We start from the raw sequence: 20,410 nt of genomic DNA, 5'->3' as shown, positions 1-20,410 counted from the left end.
AGCCAGAAAACTAAGAATTATTAACAAACTGGCTATTTTTGTAAGTCTTTTTGCAAATTTTAAGCTTTATTCATGTGGTTTATTGCTATCAATGAGTTGCGAGTGTACGTGGTCGGCAAAACCCGCACCGGCCTCATTGTAGAGGTTGAAGACTTCGTCTGCACCAAGGCGTTTTAGCTTTTCAACATCATCCGCGAACTGCGCAATGGCGGCAATTTTGGCATTAAACTCACCTTTCTTAAGTTGCTTTAATGCGTATTGGTTACCATGGTGATGGGGCATTGCCAGTAATACCAGTTTTAAATCTTTTGAGGGGGCTAACTTTTCCCAAAAATCGGAGTCAGTAGCGTCACCTTGAATTACTGCTCGGCCACTTTCAATTTGGTGCTGAATTTTCTCAAGGTCGGTATCAATACCGATAACCAAATCGGGATAGTGTTGCTGCAGCATATCGTAGGCACCTTCACCAATTCGGCCCATGCCTAATATTACTACCTGCATTTGCCCAAGCTCGATAGGTTGGTCTTCTAAGTGCAACTTAGAGCGCTGTAAGCGTTTTAGGCTTGGGCGAATAAACTGGTAAATGATATCGGCGTTTTTGTGGATAGGAGCCGCCACCAAAAAGCTAATACTTACAGCCATTGCTAAGGTTGCCATCCAGTCGCCATGTAGCCAGCCAAGTTGCACTGCAACAGCCGTTACAATCAAGCCAAATTCGCTGTAGTTTGCCAAGCTCACAGCACCTAGAAATGCGGTTCGCGAACGTAATCTAAATTGCAGTAAATACAGCAAATAAAATGCTGTTTTTATCACTAGAATGCCCACTAAGAATAGTGCGATATAGATAGATTCGAAGCTTAACTCACTGGATAAACCAATCGATAGGAAGAAGGCAACTAAAAAGAGTTCTTTAAAGCTAAATAAGGCCTTTGCCATGCCACTTGCAGCGGGATGGCCTGCTAGCAACATGCCTATAATTAGCGCACCTAAATCTGATTTAAGGCCAACGCTGTCGAATAGTTGCGCGCCTAGAACAAAAGTTAAAAAGAAGCCTAAAACTAGCTGCAATTCGCCGTGGCCTACGCGGTTTAGCAAACGATACAACACTGGCCGTAGCGGCAATAACAGCAATAGTAGTGGCGCATACATGGTTGGAACTTTGCCAGTGGTAGCAGCCAGGAATACTACCGCAAAGATGTCCTGCATAATCAATACACCAATAGCCACGCGGCCATACAGTGCATTCATTTCACTCTTGTCTTCTAATACTTTTACTGCAAATACTGTACTGGAAAAACACAATGCAAAAGACAATACAACAATACCAGTGGTAGACAGCTCACCAATGCTGCTTATACCAAACCATTTAACGGCTGATAGCGTGCCTACAAACAGCAGCATATTGGTACCCATATGCGCGGTAGCGGTTCCCCAAACTTCGCGCTTAAACAAGGTACGTATATCTAGTTTTAACCCAACGGTAAACAGCAGTAATGTTACACCTAAATCTGCTGCCGTAGAGATCAATTCATTTTGTTCATAACCCATTTCGCGTAAGGCAAAACCGGCGGCCAAAAATCCAATTAGAGGGGGTAAGTGCGCTAAATGAGCAAGAAATCCTGCCAAAAACGTCACTGTTATTAGTATAGAAATATCCATTAAGTGCTAAATCTTTATCGTTATATTATGTCGATTGCTGCCACGTTAGGGAAAACATAGTTCGGTCTAAAGGGTACCATTTCAATGTCGGCTTCACTGCTCACACCAGATAGTACTAAAATTGTTTCTAAACCAGCTTGAAAGCCAGCCAGTATATCAGTGCGTAGGTTATCACCAATAATCACGGTGTCGTCTGCATGTGCGCCAATTTTATTGAGAGCCGCACGTACAATCCAAGCAGAGGGTTTACCAACGACAAAGGGTTCGCGCCCGGTAATTCGTTCGATAGGGGCACACAGTGACCCACAAGCTGGGCTCATGTTTGGTCCGTGAGTGTCTGGGTTGGTGGCAATAAACTGCGCGCCTTGTGCAACAAATTTTGCCGCATGTTGAATCATATTCCAATTGTAGTTTTTGGTTTCGCCCACCACTACAAAGTCGGGGTTAATGTCGGTGATGGTAAATCCAGCGCTATAAAGTTCATGAATTAACGCGCCTTCGCCAATAACATAGGCTTTGTTACCTTCTTGGCGTTTAAGAAAATCTGCGGTAGCCATCGCTGAGGTATAAAAACAGCTTTCTGGAATATCAACTCCAGCAGTTTGAAAGCGGTTCTGTAAATCTTGCGGAGTTTGAGCAGGATAGTTAGTTAAAATTACTAGCTTGGTATCGTTAGCCAGTAAACGTTCAATAAATGCTTTGGCTCCGTCTATCAGTTGGTTGTCGTGTAGTAGTACACCATCAATGTCACAAATAACTGCTTTGCTCATTCTTTTTCCTTAGAACCCTATAATCCGTAGTTCAGAGTAACGTAGTGTGACTAAAAAGCGCTAGAGAAAAATAACCTAACGGCAACAAATAGCTTATATTCATTAGTATCCAAGCAGTTGAAGGGAAAGATTGATGTTTAATCAACAAGATTTTATTAGAAAAATAGCAAAGGTTGAGCTGCATTTGCACATTGAAGGTAGCTTAGAACCTGAGTTGATGTTCAAGCTAGCTAAACGAAACAATATTACTTTGCCTTATGCCAGCGTCGAAGACTTAAGAAAAGCTTACCAGTTTAATAACCTTCAAGAGTTTCTAGATTTGTACTATCAAGGTGCAGAAGTGTTGCAAACAGAACAAGACTTTTTCGATTTAGCTTGGGCTTACTTTGAAACCTGCCACCGCGATAATGTATTACATACGGAAATATTCTTTGACCCGCAAACTCACACTGAACGCGGTATCGCAATAAGCACAGTGATTAATGGGCTGGTGAGGGCTAAGCAACAAGCTTTTACCCAGTTTGGAATAACCAGCGAATATATATTGTGTTTTCTGCGCCACTTATCGCAGGACTCTGCAATAGAGACTTTAGAAGCGGCTAAACCTTACCTTAAACATATAATTGGTGTGGGCTTAGATTCTAGTGAACAAGGTCATCCTCCTGAGAAGTTCCAACAAGTGTTTGCGATGGCCAAGCAACTGGGGCTGCAAAGAGTGGCTCATGCTGGAGAAGAAGGCCCAGCAGCCAATGTGGCAAACGCTTGGCAGTTGTTGGGTGTTAGCCGAATTGACCATGGCGTTCGCTGTTTAGAAGATGAAACTTTAGTTAAAGAACTTGCCGCCGCTCAAATGCCTTTAACCGTTTGTCCGTTTAGTAACGTAAAACTAAAGGTGGTTGAGTACTTAAGTGAGCACCCATTACCGAAAATGTTGCAAAAAGGCTTAGCGGTTACTATTAACTCAGACGATCCTGCATATTTTGGTGGATATTTACTGGATAACTTGCAGGCCTGCAGTGAAACTTTTGCCTGGAGCCCGCGACAGATTGCCCAGCTTTGCCAAAACGCTGTTGCCGCAAGTTATGCCAGTGAGCAAAGAAAAAGTGAGTTAAGTCAACTAATTGATAACCGTTTAGCAGAGTTTAGCTAGAGACCTTGTGTTTTAAGGCAGGCTACAGCCATAGTTATGTTAAGCGAGAATAATAAGGAGATTGTCGATGTTTGTTGTGTTGTTTCGTTGGAAGTTAAATGAAGAGCATATTCAGTCCTTTAAAGAAGGCTGGTCAGAGATTATTCATTTTAATATTGATAAGTGTGCCGCATTGGGATCGCGTTTGCATAAAGCCTCCGACGGCACGTGGATTTCTTACTCTCAGTGGCCTAGTAAAGACCATTGGTTACGCTCAAAAGAATCTGAATCTATGGTATTAGATGCACGCCAAAAAATGCGTAAAGCGATTATTTGGCAAGACGAACCCTTATTAATGGCGCCACAGCTTGATCATTTCGTATCGAGTAACTTGGACGCTACACACTCTATTTTGTAACTCACCGCCTTGAGTAAACTTGCTTTAGCGCCACTGCAGAGTAAACTGGCGCGCAGTTTTATCAATTTCTTAAGGTAGTGTTGTTAGACTATGTCGAAGTTTGAGTCTCAAGCATTTTCTATATCGTTTTCCAAAACATGGTTAGCCCCTAAGCATTGGGGCACCTGGTTGGTGGGCGGACTCATCATTCTGCTGGCCTATGTGCCGGTAAAGCTACGAGATAAAATTGCCGTAGCTATTGCCAACCGTATCTTTAACCTTAAAGCCTTGAAGAAGCGCCGTGCAATTGCCGACACTAATTTAAAGCTGTGTTTCCCCGATATGACCGCGCAACAGCGCGAGCAATTAATGCAAAAAAATATGCAGATTTTTGCTCAGCTTATTTTGGGAGCGGGCGAGATGTCTGTGCGCTCAAAACGCTATCTGCAAAACCGTATTGTGGTTGATGGTGAAGAGAATATTCAAAGTATTCTCGATAACAATGAAAACTTTATAATTCTGTTGCCACATACCTACCCAGTGGATTTTTTAGGGACTTATTTTTGTACCCGCGGCCATGATATGTGCACCATGTTTAAAAAAACTGGTGACCCCATTGTTGATTGGGCGATGGCAAAACAACGTACTCGTTTTGGCGGCGTTATTTTTGAACGTAATGCAGGTATTAAAACGCTGATCAAAGCAGTAAGAGCCGGTTTTGGGTGTATCTATTTACCAGATGAGGACTTTGGTCCAGAAGCCAGTTTAATGACGCCATTATTTGCTACTAAAAAAGCCACTTTGCCGGTATTGGGTAAAATGACCAAATTAAGTGGCGCAAAGGTGGTGCCTATCTATGCGGGTTACGACAGCGAATTACATAAAGTGAAGTTGTTCATTCATCCAGCTATGCAAGACTTCCCCAGCAAAGATGTTGCGCAAGATACCTTGCGAATGAATCAAGAGGTAGAGAAGTTAATTTCTCGCTCGCCAGAGCAATACATGTGGACCTTAAAGTTATTGCGTACCGTCGAAGGTAGCGATCAGCCGCGTTATTAACCTGTATTGGTTTTTGGTAATCGCGCTCTAAGTGAGCTTGTGGGTGATTAGGCGTTATGCTCGCGCAGAGTTTGGTTTTTGTAGTTACGCACTAAGCTAATGAAATCTTCTGGTTCTCGGTCAAGAATATCTTGCTCAATTAATAGGTCATAGCCAGTGAGCTCTCGAAGCTTTTTCATTCTGTTTGCGAACATGCCGGTGAGTCCGGTGTAAATTTTCCCACTGCTCGATTTAAAATAATCGTCTTCAATTAAATGGTCACTCACTTTACTGTCTTGGCAATGTTTACAACTTCTTCGCAAGGATGCGAGCAAAGCCGCTCTTTGCTCTGTGAGTAAATGTGCAGATAGGCGAGGGGACAGACTGTCGAGCAAATAATCTGGGTCACTCAAACGTAAGCCAACGTAGTTCATATCGTGCCAATTAAGTCCGTCGCTTAACCTAGGCACATCGATACGTTGTAGTTTATCCCAGGGCAAACACCAACCGCCGTAACGATGGTGAAATTGAATGTGGTCATAGCACAATACAACTGAATACACCGGTTGCATCCATTTTTCTACGCCAACTCTAATCCCTAAGTATGCTAAAAAGAAAATCACCGAAGCAATAAGCGACACCAATACCGCAGGAACGTAGAGGGTACTTATTCCAATAAATACTAGCAGGGAGCCAGCAAGAACTAAGGTTTTGGCGTTGTTGCTGGCCTTGCTTTTTATCCATACTGATTTTGGCATTGTGTTACCTCAATCATTTACCGTGATACTTAGATATACGGACCGGATTGGCTAAATGTTCATTACAATGGTTAGTGAAAGAAGAAAGCTCACTTCACCTTAGCGTATTACTTTTTAGCAGCTTGTTTAGCGTTGAAAATGGCCATTTGCTCATCGGTAGCTGGCAGTTGGTGGCGCTCTTTCCACTCTGAATATGGCATGCCATACACTTTTTCTCTTGCTTCATCATAGTTAAGGCTTTCACCTTGCTCTTCAGCTGCTGCCATCATCCACTTGGCTAAACAGTTTCGACAAAAATCAGCTAAGTTCATCAGCTCAATGTTTTGTACTTCTTTGTGTTGGTCTAGGTGTTCCAGCAAACGGCGAAAAGTGGCAGCTTCAATTGCTTGTTGTTTGTCCATGTTACTTATCCTTGGTAAAAGTTAAGCCAGTGTAAATGCACAAAAGCAGCGAATCAACGCTGCTTTTGGTAATGCCTGGTAGCTAAATTAGCCTTTGGTAAGCAAATTATTCAAATTAATAATGGCCGCATTGGCACGTGATACATAGTTAGCCATTACTAGAGAGTGGTTAGCCATCAGGCCAAAACCTGTGCCGTTTAAGATCATTGGGCTCCATACGGTTTCTTGGGTCGCTTCTAACTCGCGAACAATTTGGCGAACTGCTACTGTAGCGTTCTTCTTCTCTAATACGCCTTTAAAGTCTACTTCTACTGCTTGGAAAAAGTGCAACAATGCCCACGCTTCGCCGCGAGCTTCGTAGAACACGTCATCAATTTTCCACCAAGAGGTTTTCACCATGCTTTCAGATGGAGCAAAGGTAGATTGCGCAGCACCTTCATCGCCCACTAAGCTAGTGTTAATTCGTTCTCGGCCTACCGAGGCTGAAAGCTTCTGCGACATGCTTCCCAGGCGTGATTGTACTTCGTTAAGCCAAGTAACTAAGTTGTCGGCACGAGCATAAAACTGCGCATTTGGGTCTTTAGGATCGGCTAATTGGGCGCGATAAATTGCAAGGGCATCTATAGCATCTTGATATTCGCGCTCTGCACTTGGAAGCTGCCATGAAGTATGGTCAATATTGAACTTAGGCTGGGCGACTTTAAGCTGGGCATGTTCTACCGATTGCGCTTGAGAGCGGCTAAAATCTTTACGCATAATCAGCGATAAATCTCGAACTTGGTTTAATGCACCAAGCTCCCAACTTGGCATGTTGTCCATAAATACGCTGGGAGGCATTTTATCGTTACTTAAGTAACCGCCCGATTTGTTTAGCAGGGTTTCAGCCACAAACATCAATGCAGTGGTGGTGGCATATCCGGTTACCGCTTCTTCACCGTTTGCCACTGCTTGCTCAAGTACATATTCTTTGACTTCGATTCGGTCTGGTTCAATGCTCCAAAACACTGCAATGATGTAGTTAATGATGAAAAACACCAAAAAGAAAACAACAACCTTACGGCCAGTAAGCTGAAACATAAATACATCCTCAACAAGATTTATGTTCTCAGCATAGTCAAGTAAGCAATTTAATCAATAGCTTATGCAAAATCTAATTGCGGTGAGACAAGAGAGCCTCAACTGTCATACCTTGCTTTTCTAGCTAGGTTACGAGCAGCAAACTCAAGGCGCTCTCAAGTATTTAGCAAATTATCCTAATAATTTGAGCAAAAGCAGTGCTTACGGTTTTTTTAAGGACTAATAACTGCCATTATCTGCCGCAGATTATTGGTTTACAGGGAGGTAAGGTTTAAAAGGTTGAGAATTTCGTGCACATCTCCAAGTTAGTAAAACCCAGTATTACAGTATTTGCTATCACAATGTCTGCTCAGGCTGTTGCCCAACAGCAACAAGAAAACACCAACGCTTATCCGTGGGCTGCGGTATTTCTCGATTACCAACATCCCGACCAACCTATGTTGGGCTTGACCGTTGCGGTAAATCATTACGACAAAAGCTACCCTAATTGGGGTTACTACCTCGGTTATGGCAGATCAAAAGAAGAAGACTTAGGCTTTGAAGCACCTGCAGAAGGTAAAAGAGACTTAACCATGTTAAGGCTAGGGGTGAGTTACAGCCTCTCCAATAATTTGAGTGTTTATGGCGGTGGAGCAATGTTAGAAGACACCACCGAATACACTGACGGTATTACCCAGTTTTGCACCGACTGTAAGCCAGAATGGTATACCGATACCAAGCGAAACTGGGGCGGCGAAGTTGGGCTTCGTTATGCTTTAACTCGGCATTTAGTGTTTGGCATTGGTTATAATTCTGTGACAGAGGGTGGGGTATTTAGTATTGGTTATCGCGGTTAACAATCACGCTTTGAATGCTGTCTCTAGTGCTCAAAGGTTGCCCGCGACAGAGTAGTCGCGGGAAGTATAAAATAGTGGGTTTTAGTTGCGCTACTTACAGGCCGCATTGATTCGGCTGCTGTCATTACTGCTGTACTCACAAGAGCCTTGAATAATGCACTGATAAAGGTTGTTGTTGTAGGCATTGGTGCGGTGATCATAGATCATAAACCAACCTCCATCGTCCCACACAGAAGTGGGAATGCCTGCTGCTTTTGCATGTTTAGAGTCCAGTAACTCATACCAAGCTCTAATATTGTTGCAATCCATTTGGCTTTTATATTTTTGCCAATTAGTACCCCATTCACTGATGTAGATTGGCATACCTTGACCCACACCGTTTGCCCATTGTTGCATGGTTCTAATTGGGTCACTAATGTCAGATTCAGTCCACTTAGTCGATAAGTTACCTTCACCGTGGTAAGACCAAGGATTGTAATGGTGGAATGCGGCCATCACATAGGGGTCATTGCCTCCTCCAACAGCGTCTAAGTTTGGCCAGGTTCGTGCCATCTCATGAGCGCCAAACCATTGGTTTCCACCAATTACAACAATCCGATTTGGACTTTGTTCTCTGATCTTGTTATATGCCAAACCTGTCATGTGGCGTAGCTTTGACGGAAGCATGGCTTCGCTATTACTTAAGTGCGGTTCGTTTAAAATTTGAAAAATGAGGCGGTTACTGCGGTCTTTAAATAGAGCACTAATATCAGTCCATAGGGTTTCTAACATCACCGCATCACTATTGTCTTTGATTACGGCTTCATGGTGAGCATTAATAACTACGAACATATCATCATAAGCTAGGGCATGGTCGACAGTTTTTATTATCTCTTTAAGGCGAGCATTGTTAAGGTCTATTTTTCCTGTTTCGTCAGCAATGGTTGAACCTGATATCTCTATGGTCCAACTAATCGGAATTCTAACATTACGATAACCTTGCTCGTAATAAGCATCTATTTTTCCTGAAGCTTCGGTTAGGGTAGCCGCATGTTGTTGGTTGTCGAACATTTGCCCTAAGTTAAAGCCGGTGCCCATTGCTGCCGCAGCGTCTATAGCGGTTATAGCAGGCTTCTCACTGGGAGGTGGTGGAGTTTGGTTAGAGCAAACATCGCCAGTAAGCGTTGGTTGTTCCGCACTGTTGCCGTTCATGGTGCCTTGAATACCAAATTCAACCGACTCCCCTGGCTTTATAGTCGCGTTCCACGAAAGGTTACTTGCGCTGTAAGGGTTATTTCCGCTTAAAACCGTATTCCAGCTAGAGCTAAGTTGAGAGCCTTGTTGATATTGCCAATTAACTTGCCAACGCTCGATGTTAGTTGAATCGGTATTTGTTATGGTCACTTGTGCCTGAAAGCCTTGGTCCCATTGATTGGTTATGGAGTACTCGCAGTCGGCCGCAACTGCAAGAGGCGAGATGAAACCAAGCAAAATCAGCTTAGCTGCGAAGCGATGGTTTGTTCGACGTTCGGTCATTTTAGGCTCTCACATTTAAGGGTGAAGTTAACAACTTACTTAAAGATGATGCTACCCGAGTTAGCCGAGTAAAAAAGTTGGAAAGCCGCATAACTGGCTGAAATAGATAGGTAAATTTCTTGTTGTTTCATGGTCAGCATGAGCTTGCTCACAAAGCCGCTGATTAAATAAGAGAAACTAGCTGTGTAGCACTTAACAGTAATTATCTACTTGTCAAAAAAAGGGAGGCTAAACCATGAATGCTTATAAGCGAGCGGCTATGTTGGTTTTTGTTGCCTCTGATACCTTGTTTTGCTGCTAATAATGACCAAGCTCAAGTTAGCTTCAAATATTCCCTTGGCATGTGCGCCAAGTCCGTCTAAGGCGTATTTCCACTGCTAAGCTTAAAGTGATTAAATAAATTACGAGGAGCACATCATGAGCTATCGTCACATTTTAGTCGCCGTCGACCTCTCTGAAAACAGCAGACGAATAATCGACAAAGTCATCCTGCTAGCGAAACCACTCGATGCAAAAGTATCACTGATTTTTGTTGATGAAAGCGCTAACGATTCAGCATTCAGTGGGCTAATTGATCTTGATTTAGCAGCCATAGAACCGATGCATCCTAGCCTTAAAGAGTTTGCTAACAAGCTTAACGCCTTGGTGGTGGATACTAATTACACCATTGAGAACCAGTTTGTTATGCAAGGTGATTTAAGTGCCCGCTTAGATGAAACAGTGGCCGAGGTAGGCGCTGACTTAATCGTATGTGGTCATGATAATGGGTTCTGGCATCGTTTAGCATCTAAACATCATGAGCTGGTAAATAACGTCTCGATAGATCTGCTGGTTATACCTATCGATCAGTGAGCGGTTAGGCATAATACACATCGGGTGTAACCAGAGCCCGATGAGTATTTCTTTGTTTAACGCCTCATCTCTACTGCGCTTTTTGGCCTTCTATTGTTGATGAAGGCTTAAGTGTTATAGCTTTACTTGTGATTAAAAAGCCCTTGGCATTTTCATGCCAAGGGCTTGTGTTTATAAACGGAGTTGTTAGCTTATTTAGCCTTATTGGATAAGGTTAAGTTTATAGAAGCTTACTTGTGTGTAATCACCAGCATCTAAGCCATTATTACTACAGCCCGAGCTCCAAGTATTGGTTTTAGGTTTGATATTGCACTGGTTGTAAGCACCTGCTTTAAAGTACATCCAATCTTGCGCGTAGCTGGTATCTAAGTCAGAAGCAGAGTTAGGTTCAGCTAAGTTAACCCTATACGTGACAACTTGCTCATTGGCTTCACCTGGGTTTTTGGTAAAGGTGAGGTTCATTATGTTGTCAACAATATCAACGTCATAAGAGAACAATTCACCCAGCTTGATGCCGCCAACTGGATCTTTATCTTCTTTGGTCAAGTTGTACTGGCCGAAGATGTTATGAGGAATATCGAAACGGTCTTTCTTGTCTTTAGGATTAATTTCATAGTTCCAGAATAGTGAACCATGCTCATGGTTTGGCAATTTGCGGAAGAAGATCTTTAAAGGTTCATTATTTGAACCATGGATCTGGCCAATAACCACCGAGTGAGCACCCATTTTTGCATCGTTACCACTTAGGCTTACATGGTCAACACTTAAGGCTGCGCTCATGCGTCCGCCAATAGAGCCGTAAGCTGCCGCATTGTCGTGAGAAGCCAATACAAAATTGGTGCTTGGATCTTTATACCCAGTAGGTAAGTTCACGTTTAACATTGCGCGTAATTCACTACGAGCGTTTTTGCTGTTAGGAGTGGTCACCGCTTCATTAGGTACTTTAAATACCATGGCGCCAGTTTCTGCGTTGGTGTAAAACCATTCTGGATGTGAGAATGGATTTTCTGCATCGTTTAGCTGAGATGCATACACTTCCATGGTTTTACCTTCGCGCTCAGGCTTGGTATCAGGGTAGGGTAAGTTAATTTTCCACTTACGCATTTCGAAGTTTTGCGCCGGGGCTTTAGAGGCATCCAGCTTCGACATTAATTCAAGCTGGTAATCGGTCGGTGTATTCGCTGCGCCAGCTGTACCTGTAAACAGTGCAGCTACGGCACAAGCGACATAAATCTTTTTCATGATAGTTCCCTGTTAGTTAAATGTAACTCGTAGACGGAGTTTTCGTGAACAGGGAAACGTTATAATACTATTGTATTATTAAATATGATGACCTTGGCAATTATTCATATTGCTTTCTGTTTTTGAGAGTTTCATTTATAAATTTTGCTGTACATCACAGTTTGTGGTGGGAACAGCTTGTATCACATGCGCAATGTTCGCCGGTAAGCACGGCGATTTTAACTAATAAGTCAAAGCAAATTAGTGCTAACAGAGGCTGGCTCTGCTAGTTGTTAGTTTAGTTTTTATCTAAAGGGCAGCTCAGTAGCTTTTGGTGATCAACAAGACTACATACTTGTATTTGCTGTTCAGTGATTAAAGCGTAACTGGCTTGCCAGTCTAGTCGAGGCATTGATACCGAGCCGGGATTAAGCACAAAGTGCCCGTCTTGTTGTTGGGCTTGCGGAATATGGCTGTGGCCGCTCACCAATATGTCTCCAGGGCTTAAAGGCGGCAGTTTGTTTGGTCCATAATTATGGCCATGACACAAAAATATTTTGCGTGTTCCTAAAAGCATTTGGTTGTATTCAGCTAATAGTGGAAAGTGACACAGGGCTTGATCTACTTCGCTATCGCAATTCCCTCTAACCGCAATAATTTTATCAGCGATGTTGTTTAAGTCTTCCGCTACCTTTAAAGGTGCATAGTGAGCGGGTACGGAGTTACGAGGCCCGTGGTTAAGCACATCTCCCAAGCTAATTAAATGCGAAGCTCCGCTGCGTTTAAAAGCGGCTAAAGTGAGTGTTAGGGCTTGGTGGTCGCCATGAATATCAGAACATACAAACAGCATAAGTTGTCCTTTGAGTGAAGCTGAGAAGAGTTGCTAAAGCTTTTTTAGCACCTTGGGTGTTTATTTTAGCGCTTTAAATAGGAAACTGAACAGACAAGAACAACTAATAGTGAGAACTCCCTTCGCCAAGCCCTAAGATTCCGGTAATGCAGAATCATCCTGTCCAGTTAACAATTCATCGAGCTAGTTCTAACTCATTACTTTTGAGCCTTGGTGCACACTATCGTGTTAAGTGGCTTTTATTGTTGTTCGAATATGCTAAATATTTATTAGTATGATGATACTACATTAATGAGGCCTTATGAAAAACCATCTACTCGCTCTATCTGCTTTACTTGCTGTTTCCACATTGGCCTCAGCCAATGTTCAGTTTTCTGATAACAATGGTAGCTTGGGCGAGCCGGTTAACTATCCTCAGTTTCAACATGTTTTAAGCGAATCTGAGCTGCAAATTTCAGATGCTGAAGGTAAGAAAGGCAATAAGGAATACTTTGCGCTAGATGGAGATTTTACTGGCATCGTAAATCCTTACTTTTATGTAGATAAAACAAGCGAAGCGCTGGTCTTCAAAATGAAGAACGATCATTTACGTAATGAAGTTCGAGTGCATAAAAACTTCCGTACCGATTTACCTGATCATTTTTACTCATTACGCGCCTCTGTTGAAATGATTGACCCTGAAGCTTCAATGAAAGACTCAGATTCAAAACAAGATGAGATTACTTTTCTACAAGTGCATAACAAAGGCTTAGATGACGAAGGCACACACAATGTACCGCACCCCTTATTGAGGGTGGTATGGAAGCGTGATGCTAATGGCGTGAAAGGTCATTTTTGGGCAATCATCAAAAACAATGCAGTCATTTGCAAAGGGTCCTTTGGTAAAAAAAATAAAGACAAAAATATGTGTAAGCCTGATGTTGCTTATAGCCACATTGATTTGGGTAAGGCGCCGACAGGCAAAACTACCGCTTTTGATATTACCGTAGGCAACAAAACGCTATCGGTTGACGTAGACGGTACCAACCTCGTTAAGCACGACATTGATTATTGGCGTCACCTGTTAAGTTACTTTAAAGCCGGCGTATACAACCAATTTACCCATGGTATGAGTGAAGCACATTTCTACAAGCTTGAGTATTCAGCGGCTGAGCCTAAATAGAAGCCTGCACCTGGTGAGCTCTCGCGTGCCACCACGCGAGAGCCCTTAGCCTGCTAGCAGCTATTTGCTTGAGTATCTTCACTTTACACCGCACCAAACCATGAGGTAACTATGTCCCTTTTTTCCATTAAACTCGCTAATCTTAAAAATGCTGTTGTCGCAGGATTAGCGGTAAGCATGTTGTCTGTAAACGCACAAGCGGTAGCCAGCCAAGCGCCCCCGCAAAGCGTGATGGCGCTTATCGAAAGCAAATCTGAACTGCTTGCCTCCGAGGCATTAAACAGTAACAAACATTGGTTTACAGCCTATACCAATGAAGCCGGAAAATGGCAGCATGAGTACTCTAAAAACTGGTGTAGCGGATTTATACCGGGCATCTTTTGGTATCTAAATGCACTAAGTGATAATGGCCAATGGCAGCAACATGCTGAGCATTGGACAGAAGGGGTAAGGTCGCGCGCTTATGCCACTGACAATGATACTGGCTTTCAAATTTTTAACAGCTTTGGTTTAGGCTACACCATAGGTGAAAAGCCTAGCGATGATTACAAGCAAGTATTGATAGACGGTGCCTCTACCTTAGTGAAACAGCGTTACAACGAAGATATCGGCGCATTTCGGTCTTGGCGGCAGGGGATTAGTAATCCCACTCGGCTACCTTTTGAAGTCAATATTGATCAGTTGATGAATATGGAATTGGTGCTTTGGGTAGGCAAGCATGCCAACAAGCCCGAGTTCACCAAGATGGCGATCTCTCATGCCGATAAAACTTGGGAGCACGGCGTAAGAGAAAATGGCAGTACCTACCATGTAGTGAGTTATAGCCCTAGTGGTGAAGTAGTTAAGAAAAGAACCCATCAAGGCTGGAAAACAGAATCAACCTGGTCAAGAGGCCAGGCTTGGTCGGTTTATGCTTATGCTATGTATTATCGTTACACGGGTTTAGAACGGATGCTAGAGCGCTCAATCAAGTCTTATGAATACTTTATTGAAAGCACCAAACAACAAACTGAAGATTGGGTGCCGTATTCAGACTTTGACGCTCCAATAGATGAAGATAACCCTCGAGATAGTTCTGCTACGGCGATTGTGGCATCAGCACTGATCGAGCTTTATAAGATTACTCAACAAGAGAAGTACATAAACGACGCACAACAAATGCTAGCGTCACTTTCTACACCTAAATACTTAGCAATGGACAGTAACTACCAAAGTATTTTGTTGAAAGGCTCAGAAAAGTGGGGCGAGCCAGAAGTCGGCACTATTTTTGGCGATTACTTTTTCATAGAGGCTTTATATCGTTGGCAACAATGGGCGCCTCGCAAGCTGCCTAAGCATTTTGGTTTGTAATGATTAAAAGCCTCTACCTGAGGCTTTAGTTACGCTTGCTGGCAGATAAACGCCAGCTTTTCCGCAAGCGCTTCAGCAAGTTGTTTATGTTGCTCAGGGCTTAAATGAACGCCGTCTTGTTGTTCAAGTTTAATAATGCTGTTTACATCAAAAAACGCGCAGCTAAGCCTTTTTGCTTTAGCTTTGAGTAAGCCAGCAAGTTGCTGAGACTTAGCTTGCGAGCCTTTAAAGTGCTGACCGAAAGGGCCTGTTTCATCTATTGCTGGTGGAGCAAGTAACAACACTTTTGGGCTTGTTATTCCTCGCTTTACACAGTGCTGGTTTAGCTCAACAAGCATTCGCTCAAGGTTGTCACTTATCTGCTCTGCCGCAAGTTGAAATTCTGGATAAAAATCATTAGTGCCTAACATCAATACTAAGCAGTCTGGCTGGTGCTTTTGGGTGTCTTGCAATAAGGCATCTATGCCGCTGCTTAAACCAAAGCTTGATGAGCTGGGAAAGGTGGTTCTGCCGGGTTGTCCAGCTTCAATCATTTGGTAAGTCTCGCCAAGCAAGTTTCCCATAATGACCGGCCAACGGCGGCTGGCTGGCATACGTTGCCCAGTAGTCGGGGAGTAACCCCAAGTATTAGAGTCGCCAAAACACAGTACTTTATTGATTGCCAAAGTGTGTTCCTTATTGTTGTGTGGCTAAAGAGTATAAAAAAACCTGCTAGTGCAGGTTTTTATTTAGCGATAGAACTGAGTTCACCTAGTTTTGTTTTCTAACAAATTTAGATTTAAGCATCATGTGGCCGTGACCATCTACCTTACAGTCGATGTCATGATCAGCATCTACAAAGCGTTTAATTACCGCTTTAGTACCAACTTTTAGCACTAACGACGACCCTTTCACTTTTAGGTCTTTAATCAGGGTAACTTTGTCGTCTTCTGCCAGTAAATTGCCTACAGCGTCTTTAAGTACAATGGCATCAGGGTCAACAACTACTTCGTTAGGGTTCCACTCATGCGCGCATTCAGGGCAAATAAGTAGTGAACCATCTTGGTATACATAGGCTGATTCACATTCTGGGCATGGAGGCAGATCGCTCATGATATTTTCTCTTTAATCTTTAGTTTATGGTGGCAAAGCGAAGGTACGCTTTAAGCCATAGCAGTACTAATAAACTAGTACCTAATATTTGTAGGGGCATTATAAGTAAGAATGACTCTGCCAGCTAGCGCTTAGCTAAGATTGCTGCGGGTAATGAGTGTATCCGAGTAAATTTTCACCCTTGGATGGCCTTTCAACATATTCTAAATATGTAGTTTAAAACTGTCGCACTTAGCACAAAGCTTACATTTACTTGTTTGCTTCATTTCATCTCTCTTTAGTTTGAACGAAATATCAGCCACTTAAGTTATGTTTTTCACTGGCTTTGATATTGCAGCCTAGCTTTCAATAAGCAGAATATGTGGAGAAGCTATGTTACGCGAGATAATAGAAATAGATGAAGCGCTATGCGACGGATGTGGTCAATGTGTGCCTGCTTGCCATGAAGGTGCCTTGCAAATCATCGACCAAAAAGCTCGCTTAATTAGCGACTTAATGTGTGATGGCCTAGGTGCTTGCTTGGGACATTGTCCCACAGGCGCAATGACTGTGGTAAAGCGTGAAGCTAGCGCTTATGACGAACGAAAAGTCATGGAAAACATCATACAAGGTGGGCCAAATGTAATTAAAGCCCATTTAGAGCATATGCTAGAGCATCAAGAGTTTGATTATTACCAAATCGCTTTACAGGTATTGGCGGAGCAGGGTATCGAGGTGCCCTCGCACAAACAAGTATCCAAACAAACCTCAACTACAGGCTGCCCCGGTAAAAAAGAGCAGGTACTTGTTCGAGATAAAGGTGAGCCAAACCAAGTATCAAGTGATGGTAGTACGCCAATTAGCGCCTTAAGCCATTGGCCTATTCAATTGCATCTTATTAACAGCGCCAATCCCGTTTTTGTGGGCGCGGACTTATTACTCGCTGCCGATTGTAGCGCGTTTGCCGCAGCCGATTTTCACAGCAGCTATTTAGACGGAAAAAAGCTACTTATTGCTTGCCCTAAACTAGATGAAAACCAAGACGCTTATGTGGAAAAACTCAATATGCTTATTCGCTATGGTCAACTTAAAAGCCTAACAATTTTGAGAATGGAAGTGCCTTGCTGTGGTGGGCTCTCTAAGTGGGTGAAAAATGCCTTAGCTAAGCTAAAGCAACCCATAGAGAGTGTTGAAATAACCATCAATAAGGTAGGAGAGGTGGTCGCCACGAAAGCACTTTAATTTAGCGTGAGCTGTATACTTAACAAGCCAGACCCGCAATAAATCGGGTCTCTGGCTTTGTTATGCGCGAACGCGAAGGTACCACCACACCAATGGCGCTAACAATACTAACTCTAAGCCTACATATAACCATTGTTTTGTTACCGAACCGTCTAGCATTATTCCTATAAGTCTTGCCACAAGTAGGCCAAACATTAGTGATGCGCTAGTAGCAGCAAGGCTTGTCACCCAAGGCTGAAATTGATGATGAAACATCAGTAAACAACCAAAACCAATTAACAGGCCCCACCAAATTCTTCGTTCAATCGCATCAAAGGTATTGTCGGGAATTGCCTTGTTACTGACTAATTCTGGATTAGATACCAGTACAATGCCGGCAATGATCAATACGATGCCAATGCCTCGTAACAATAAGCTAGTTTCTATCATTTTTTGCTCCTTTGGGGCTAAGTATGACTTTAAACTTGGTCGATTTTAGCCAAGCTTATAGCTTCCAGTTAAACGAGGTGTTTTCTTCAGATAACTGCCAAAGTTGCTGAGCCATTTTTTGGTCAAGTGCTACCTCATCTAATAAGCATTCACCCACCGGGCCAACGGTATCGGCGCGTTTGGTTGGGCCATAGAGTTTGTTTATCGCTAAGCCTTGTTTGGTGGCACACATTACTTCTGGCCATGCGCCTTTTTCGGCAGATTGTGCGATTAGTCTAGACAGTACTGCCCAGAGTGTTTTGTTAAACGTGCTAGCTGTGTCTTTTAATAAGTTAGTTCTCGACGCGCCTGGGTGACAAACATGTACTTGTACATGCTTACCTGAGGCTTTAATTCGTCGCTGCAGTTCATAGCCAAACATCATTTGCGCGAGTTTACTTTGGGCATAAGAGTTCCATGCCGTGTAATTAGCATCGAAGTTAAGATCGTTAAATTGAATTTTCTTCAAGCCCATTTTGTAGGCATTACTGCCTACTATCACAATGCGCCCTTGAGATGCCTCTATTCGTTCGAATAACAAGCCACACAGAAGAAAGTGGCCAAAATGATTAACACCTAATTGGCTTTCGAAGCCGTCTTTTGTGAATTGTTGTTTGGCAACTTGCGCAATCGCGCCGTTACAAATAAGCGCTTCAATGCTGCTGGTGCACTCTAGTAATTGTTTTGCTGCGCGCCTAACCGAGTCAAGCTCAGACAAATCCATTTGAATATAGCTAAGGTCAATATCGCTACCCAGCTGGGCTTTTAACTCTTCTATGGCCGCGACAGATTTAACAGGGTTTCGATTTAACATTACTACCTTTGCGCCTTTAGACAGCAAGATGCGAGAGGCTTCAAATCCTGCACCGCTGTTGGCGCCAGTTATTACGTAGGTTTTCCCTGCTAGTGAGCCAATCTGCTCTGGCGTCCAAGCTTTAGTGGTAAGTTGCTTTGTTGTCATTTTCTAATCTCTTGATTCAGCCTTCGGACAGTGCAACGAAGTTAATTGCACTACCTTATTTGTCGTAGTATCTTTGCTTGGGAATGACTTTAACTCTCACTATGTGTATTTAATAGGCGTATTTGGCGCTAAAAATTGCCTATTTGTATCGAGCGTGGTTCTTGGGGGATGATATGTTTAGGCAAAAAATAAAACAGCTGATAGAAAGTCGCATCAGCGATGAAGGAATGGTTGAGACAGGAGTAAAAGGGGTTCATCTGTTTAAAGTAACCACTGCTATCCCTTGTGCTCCTGCGGTTTATGAGCCGACAGTTGTGGTTATTGTCAGTGGTAAAAAAGAGGCGTTAATCGAGGGGCATCATTATGTCTACGATAATAGCCAATACCTGTGTTGCACCATGTCTATGCCAGTAGAAGCGGGTACACCAGAAGCCTCGCCAGAAGAGCCTTTGCTCGGTGTGTACATCTCTCTCGATACCAAAGTAATGACCGAGCTAGCCATTGAAATGGAAAGCTCAGCAGCGGTGATAAAGCATCCTAAAAATAGCGCGCAAGGCCTATCGCTAGCAAATTGGGATGACACCTTCTCTGATGCCCTATTAAGGCTGCTGCAATTGGGCGATAACCCAAGGGATAGTGCTATTTTAGGCGCTAGCCGTTTACGTGAGTTTTATTATGCGGTGTTAAAAGGTGAAGCGGGCATCTCGGCGCGGCGCGCCTTTGGAGTTGGTAACGAAATTGCTCGCTCAATTGAGTACTTATCTAAGCGTCTTAGCGAAAATGTCACCATAGACCAGCTTGCTTCTCAAGTTAGCATGAGCAGAGCGGTATTTCACCGTAAGTTTAAACAAGCAACGATGATGTCGCCGATTCAATTTATGAAGTCGATGCGCTTGAATCAAGCCGCTATGAAAATTGCCGCAGGTAATAATGTCAGTGAAGCGGCAATGGCGGTTGGTTATGTTAGCTCATCTCAATTTAGTCGGGAGTTTAAAAGGATGTATGGGCAATCTCCTAAACAGTGGAGCCAGTCCAAAGGCCTTTTAGAGAACATTGCTTAAGGACGATAAAAATATGCACAAAGTGTTTGTGTTTGGCACGCTAAAACAAGGCTTCCCAAATTTTAAATTTAACCAAGGCATTCGCCATGGCTCTGATTATGTAAGCAAAGAAAGTTACCCTTTGTATTTGGTGGGTAGCCGTTACTCGCCGTGGCTAGTGCTTGATAAGGGCAAAGGCCAGCCGGTGAAGGGGCAAGTTTTCTTAGTCTCGGACCAAGTACTAGCAGAAATGGACAACTTAGAGCGTGTACAAGAGCCAGATGGATATCGAAAATTCAGCATTCAAGTGGAATGTGTGACATCAGGAAAAGAGTTCGCCGCTATTGTATATGGCAAGCCGCCAGAGATGGCGGCAACAGCAGACATTAGGCTTGAATTAGCTGGCGAATACCTACTAGAGCATGCCGATTTATATCGAAGCAGAGAGAAATTAGTAAGCTGTTAGGCGCTTTCTTTATTGGGAAGATGACTCGTTCTAGTTTTTATCATTTGGTGTTTGTAGGTTTTGGCTGTGATGCAAACTGCTGTAGTCGCCGGTTTTAATGCTAATCCACCGCTTAGTATCAGTAAGGCGTAAGAGAAATAATTAATA

General features: G+C 43.1%; 22 protein-coding genes. 10 read left to right on the top strand and 12 right to left on the bottom strand.

The features are described 5' to 3' along the window. Positions 1-66: 66 nt before the first annotated feature. Both OAG1_RS12375 and OAG1_RS12370 read right to left on the bottom strand, forming a co-directional pair. Positions 67-1,659, bottom strand: a complete 1,593-nt coding sequence (locus tag OAG1_RS12375) for a cation:proton antiporter family protein (protein ID WP_338621492.1) — start codon at positions 1,657-1,659, stop codon at positions 67-69. A gap of 20 nt (positions 1,660-1,679) precedes the next feature. Then, the gene (locus OAG1_RS12370) at positions 1,680-2,429 is read right to left on the bottom strand and encodes an HAD-IIA family hydrolase (protein ID WP_016401134.1); all 750 of its coding nucleotides are present in this window, start codon (positions 2,427-2,429) and stop codon (positions 1,680-1,682) included. A gap of 133 nt (positions 2,430-2,562) precedes the next feature. On the opposite strand from OAG1_RS12370, the gene OAG1_RS12365 reads away from it, so the two are divergent. The 3 genes from OAG1_RS12365 (at position 2,563) to lpxM (ending at position 5,014) form a co-directional block, all read left to right on the top strand. After that, a complete protein-coding gene (locus tag OAG1_RS12365) occupies positions 2,563-3,579 on the top strand; it encodes an adenosine deaminase (protein WP_338621491.1) in 1,017 nt (338 codons plus the stop codon). 67 nt (positions 3,580-3,646) lie between these two features. After that, the gene (locus OAG1_RS12360) at positions 3,647-3,976 is read left to right on the top strand and encodes a hypothetical protein (RefSeq protein WP_220718180.1); all 330 of its coding nucleotides are present in this window, start codon (positions 3,647-3,649) and stop codon (positions 3,974-3,976) included. A gap of 90 nt (positions 3,977-4,066) precedes the next feature. Then, the gene (lpxM, locus tag OAG1_RS12355; RefSeq protein WP_338621490.1) at positions 4,067-5,014 is read left to right on the top strand and encodes a lauroyl-Kdo(2)-lipid IV(A) myristoyltransferase; all 948 of its coding nucleotides are present in this window, start codon (positions 4,067-4,069) and stop codon (positions 5,012-5,014) included. Between the two features lie 47 nt (positions 5,015-5,061). On the opposite strand, the gene OAG1_RS12350 is transcribed toward lpxM, so the two are convergent. The 3 genes from OAG1_RS12350 to OAG1_RS12340 all read right to left on the bottom strand — a co-directional run bounded on the left by OAG1_RS12350 (position 5,062) and on the right by OAG1_RS12340 (position 7,229). Continuing rightward, positions 5,062-5,751, bottom strand: a complete 690-nt coding sequence (locus tag OAG1_RS12350) for a DUF2982 domain-containing protein (RefSeq protein ID WP_338621489.1) — start codon at positions 5,749-5,751, stop codon at positions 5,062-5,064. Between the two features lie 107 nt (positions 5,752-5,858). Next, positions 5,859-6,152, bottom strand: a complete 294-nt coding sequence (locus OAG1_RS12345; protein ID WP_338621488.1) for a DUF1244 domain-containing protein — start codon at positions 6,150-6,152, stop codon at positions 5,859-5,861. Positions 6,153-6,239: 87 nt separating this feature from the next. Further along, the gene (locus OAG1_RS12340) at positions 6,240-7,229 is read right to left on the bottom strand and encodes a DUF2333 family protein (RefSeq protein ID WP_338621487.1); all 990 of its coding nucleotides are present in this window, start codon (positions 7,227-7,229) and stop codon (positions 6,240-6,242) included. Positions 7,230-7,519: 290 nt separating this feature from the next. Here OAG1_RS12340 and OAG1_RS12335 point away from each other — a divergent pair, with 290 nt between their 5' ends. Next, positions 7,520-8,065 carry an outer membrane beta-barrel protein gene (locus OAG1_RS12335; protein WP_338621486.1) on the top strand — a complete coding sequence of 182 codons (546 nt, stop codon included), beginning with the start codon at positions 7,520-7,522 and terminating at the stop codon, positions 8,063-8,065. Positions 8,066-8,155: 90 nt separating this feature from the next. Here the strand turns inward: OAG1_RS12335 and OAG1_RS12330 are convergent, their stop codons facing one another. After that, entirely contained in the window at positions 8,156-9,580 is a 1,425-nt protein-coding gene (locus OAG1_RS12330) for a cellulase family glycosylhydrolase (protein WP_338621485.1), read from the bottom strand. A gap of 417 nt (positions 9,581-9,997) precedes the next feature. On the opposite strand from OAG1_RS12330, the gene OAG1_RS12325 reads away from it, so the two are divergent. Beyond that, positions 9,998-10,432 carry a universal stress protein gene (locus OAG1_RS12325; protein ID WP_016401123.1) on the top strand — a complete coding sequence of 145 codons (435 nt, stop codon included), beginning with the start codon at positions 9,998-10,000 and terminating at the stop codon, positions 10,430-10,432. Positions 10,433-10,633: 201 nt separating this feature from the next. Here OAG1_RS12325 and OAG1_RS12320 read toward each other — a convergent pair whose 3' ends face one another. Both OAG1_RS12320 and yfcE read right to left on the bottom strand, forming a co-directional pair. Continuing rightward, positions 10,634-11,674, bottom strand: coding sequence for a polysaccharide lyase family 7 protein (locus tag OAG1_RS12320; protein ID WP_338621484.1), 1,041 nt, complete (start codon positions 11,672-11,674; stop codon positions 10,634-10,636). 277 nt (positions 11,675-11,951) lie between these two features. After that, positions 11,952-12,503, bottom strand: a complete 552-nt coding sequence (gene yfcE / locus OAG1_RS12315; protein WP_338621483.1) for a phosphodiesterase — start codon at positions 12,501-12,503, stop codon at positions 11,952-11,954. A 301-nt stretch (positions 12,504-12,804) separates the two neighbouring features. Between yfcE and OAG1_RS12310 the strand changes: the two genes are divergently transcribed. Next, on the top strand, positions 12,805-13,665 hold the full coding sequence (locus OAG1_RS12310; RefSeq protein WP_338621482.1) for a polysaccharide lyase family 7 protein: 861 nt from the start codon (positions 12,805-12,807) through the stop codon (positions 13,663-13,665). Positions 13,666-13,776: 111 nt separating this feature from the next. Then, positions 13,777-15,015, top strand: coding sequence for a glycoside hydrolase family 88 protein (locus OAG1_RS12305; protein WP_338621481.1), 1,239 nt, complete (start codon positions 13,777-13,779; stop codon positions 15,013-15,015). Between the two features lie 29 nt (positions 15,016-15,044). Here the strand turns inward: OAG1_RS12305 and OAG1_RS12300 are convergent, their stop codons facing one another. Next, positions 15,045-15,680, bottom strand: a complete 636-nt coding sequence (locus OAG1_RS12300; RefSeq protein WP_338621480.1) for a GDSL-type esterase/lipase family protein — start codon at positions 15,678-15,680, stop codon at positions 15,045-15,047. A gap of 85 nt (positions 15,681-15,765) precedes the next feature. Then, positions 15,766-16,107, bottom strand: coding sequence for a zinc ribbon domain-containing protein YjdM (locus OAG1_RS12295; protein WP_016401117.1), 342 nt, complete (start codon positions 16,105-16,107; stop codon positions 15,766-15,768). A 372-nt stretch (positions 16,108-16,479) separates the two neighbouring features. Between OAG1_RS12295 and OAG1_RS12290 the strand changes: the two genes are divergently transcribed. Next, complete coding sequence (locus OAG1_RS12290) at positions 16,480-17,328, top strand: 4Fe-4S binding protein (RefSeq protein ID WP_338621479.1); 849 nt, start codon at positions 16,480-16,482, stop codon at positions 17,326-17,328. Positions 17,329-17,388: 60 nt separating this feature from the next. Here OAG1_RS12290 and OAG1_RS12285 read toward each other — a convergent pair whose 3' ends face one another. Together OAG1_RS12285 and OAG1_RS12280 are read right to left on the bottom strand one after the other, a co-directional pair. Next, positions 17,389-17,757, bottom strand: coding sequence for a DUF4345 family protein (locus tag OAG1_RS12285; protein ID WP_152782463.1), 369 nt, complete (start codon positions 17,755-17,757; stop codon positions 17,389-17,391). 55 nt (positions 17,758-17,812) lie between these two features. After that, positions 17,813-18,757 (bottom strand): SDR family oxidoreductase, encoded by a 945-nt coding sequence (locus OAG1_RS12280; protein WP_338621478.1) that lies wholly within the window; start codon positions 18,755-18,757, stop codon positions 17,813-17,815. Positions 18,758-18,930: 173 nt separating this feature from the next. On the opposite strand from OAG1_RS12280, the gene OAG1_RS12275 reads away from it, so the two are divergent. Beyond that, positions 18,931-19,818 (top strand): AraC family transcriptional regulator, encoded by an 888-nt coding sequence (locus tag OAG1_RS12275; protein ID WP_338621477.1) that lies wholly within the window; start codon positions 18,931-18,933, stop codon positions 19,816-19,818. Positions 19,819-19,831: 13 nt separating this feature from the next. Further along, entirely contained in the window at positions 19,832-20,263 is a 432-nt protein-coding gene (locus tag OAG1_RS12270) for a gamma-glutamylcyclotransferase family protein (protein WP_338621476.1), read from the top strand. Positions 20,264-20,410: the final 147 nt, after the last annotated feature.

This window comes from Agarivorans sp. OAG1, assembly GCF_037076485.1.
In the GTDB taxonomy this organism is placed as follows: domain Bacteria; phylum Pseudomonadota; class Gammaproteobacteria; order Enterobacterales; family Celerinatantimonadaceae; genus Agarivorans; species Agarivorans albus.
The sequence above is the reverse complement of the archived record's forward strand: the minus strand, read 5'-3'. Positions and strand labels throughout refer to the sequence as shown.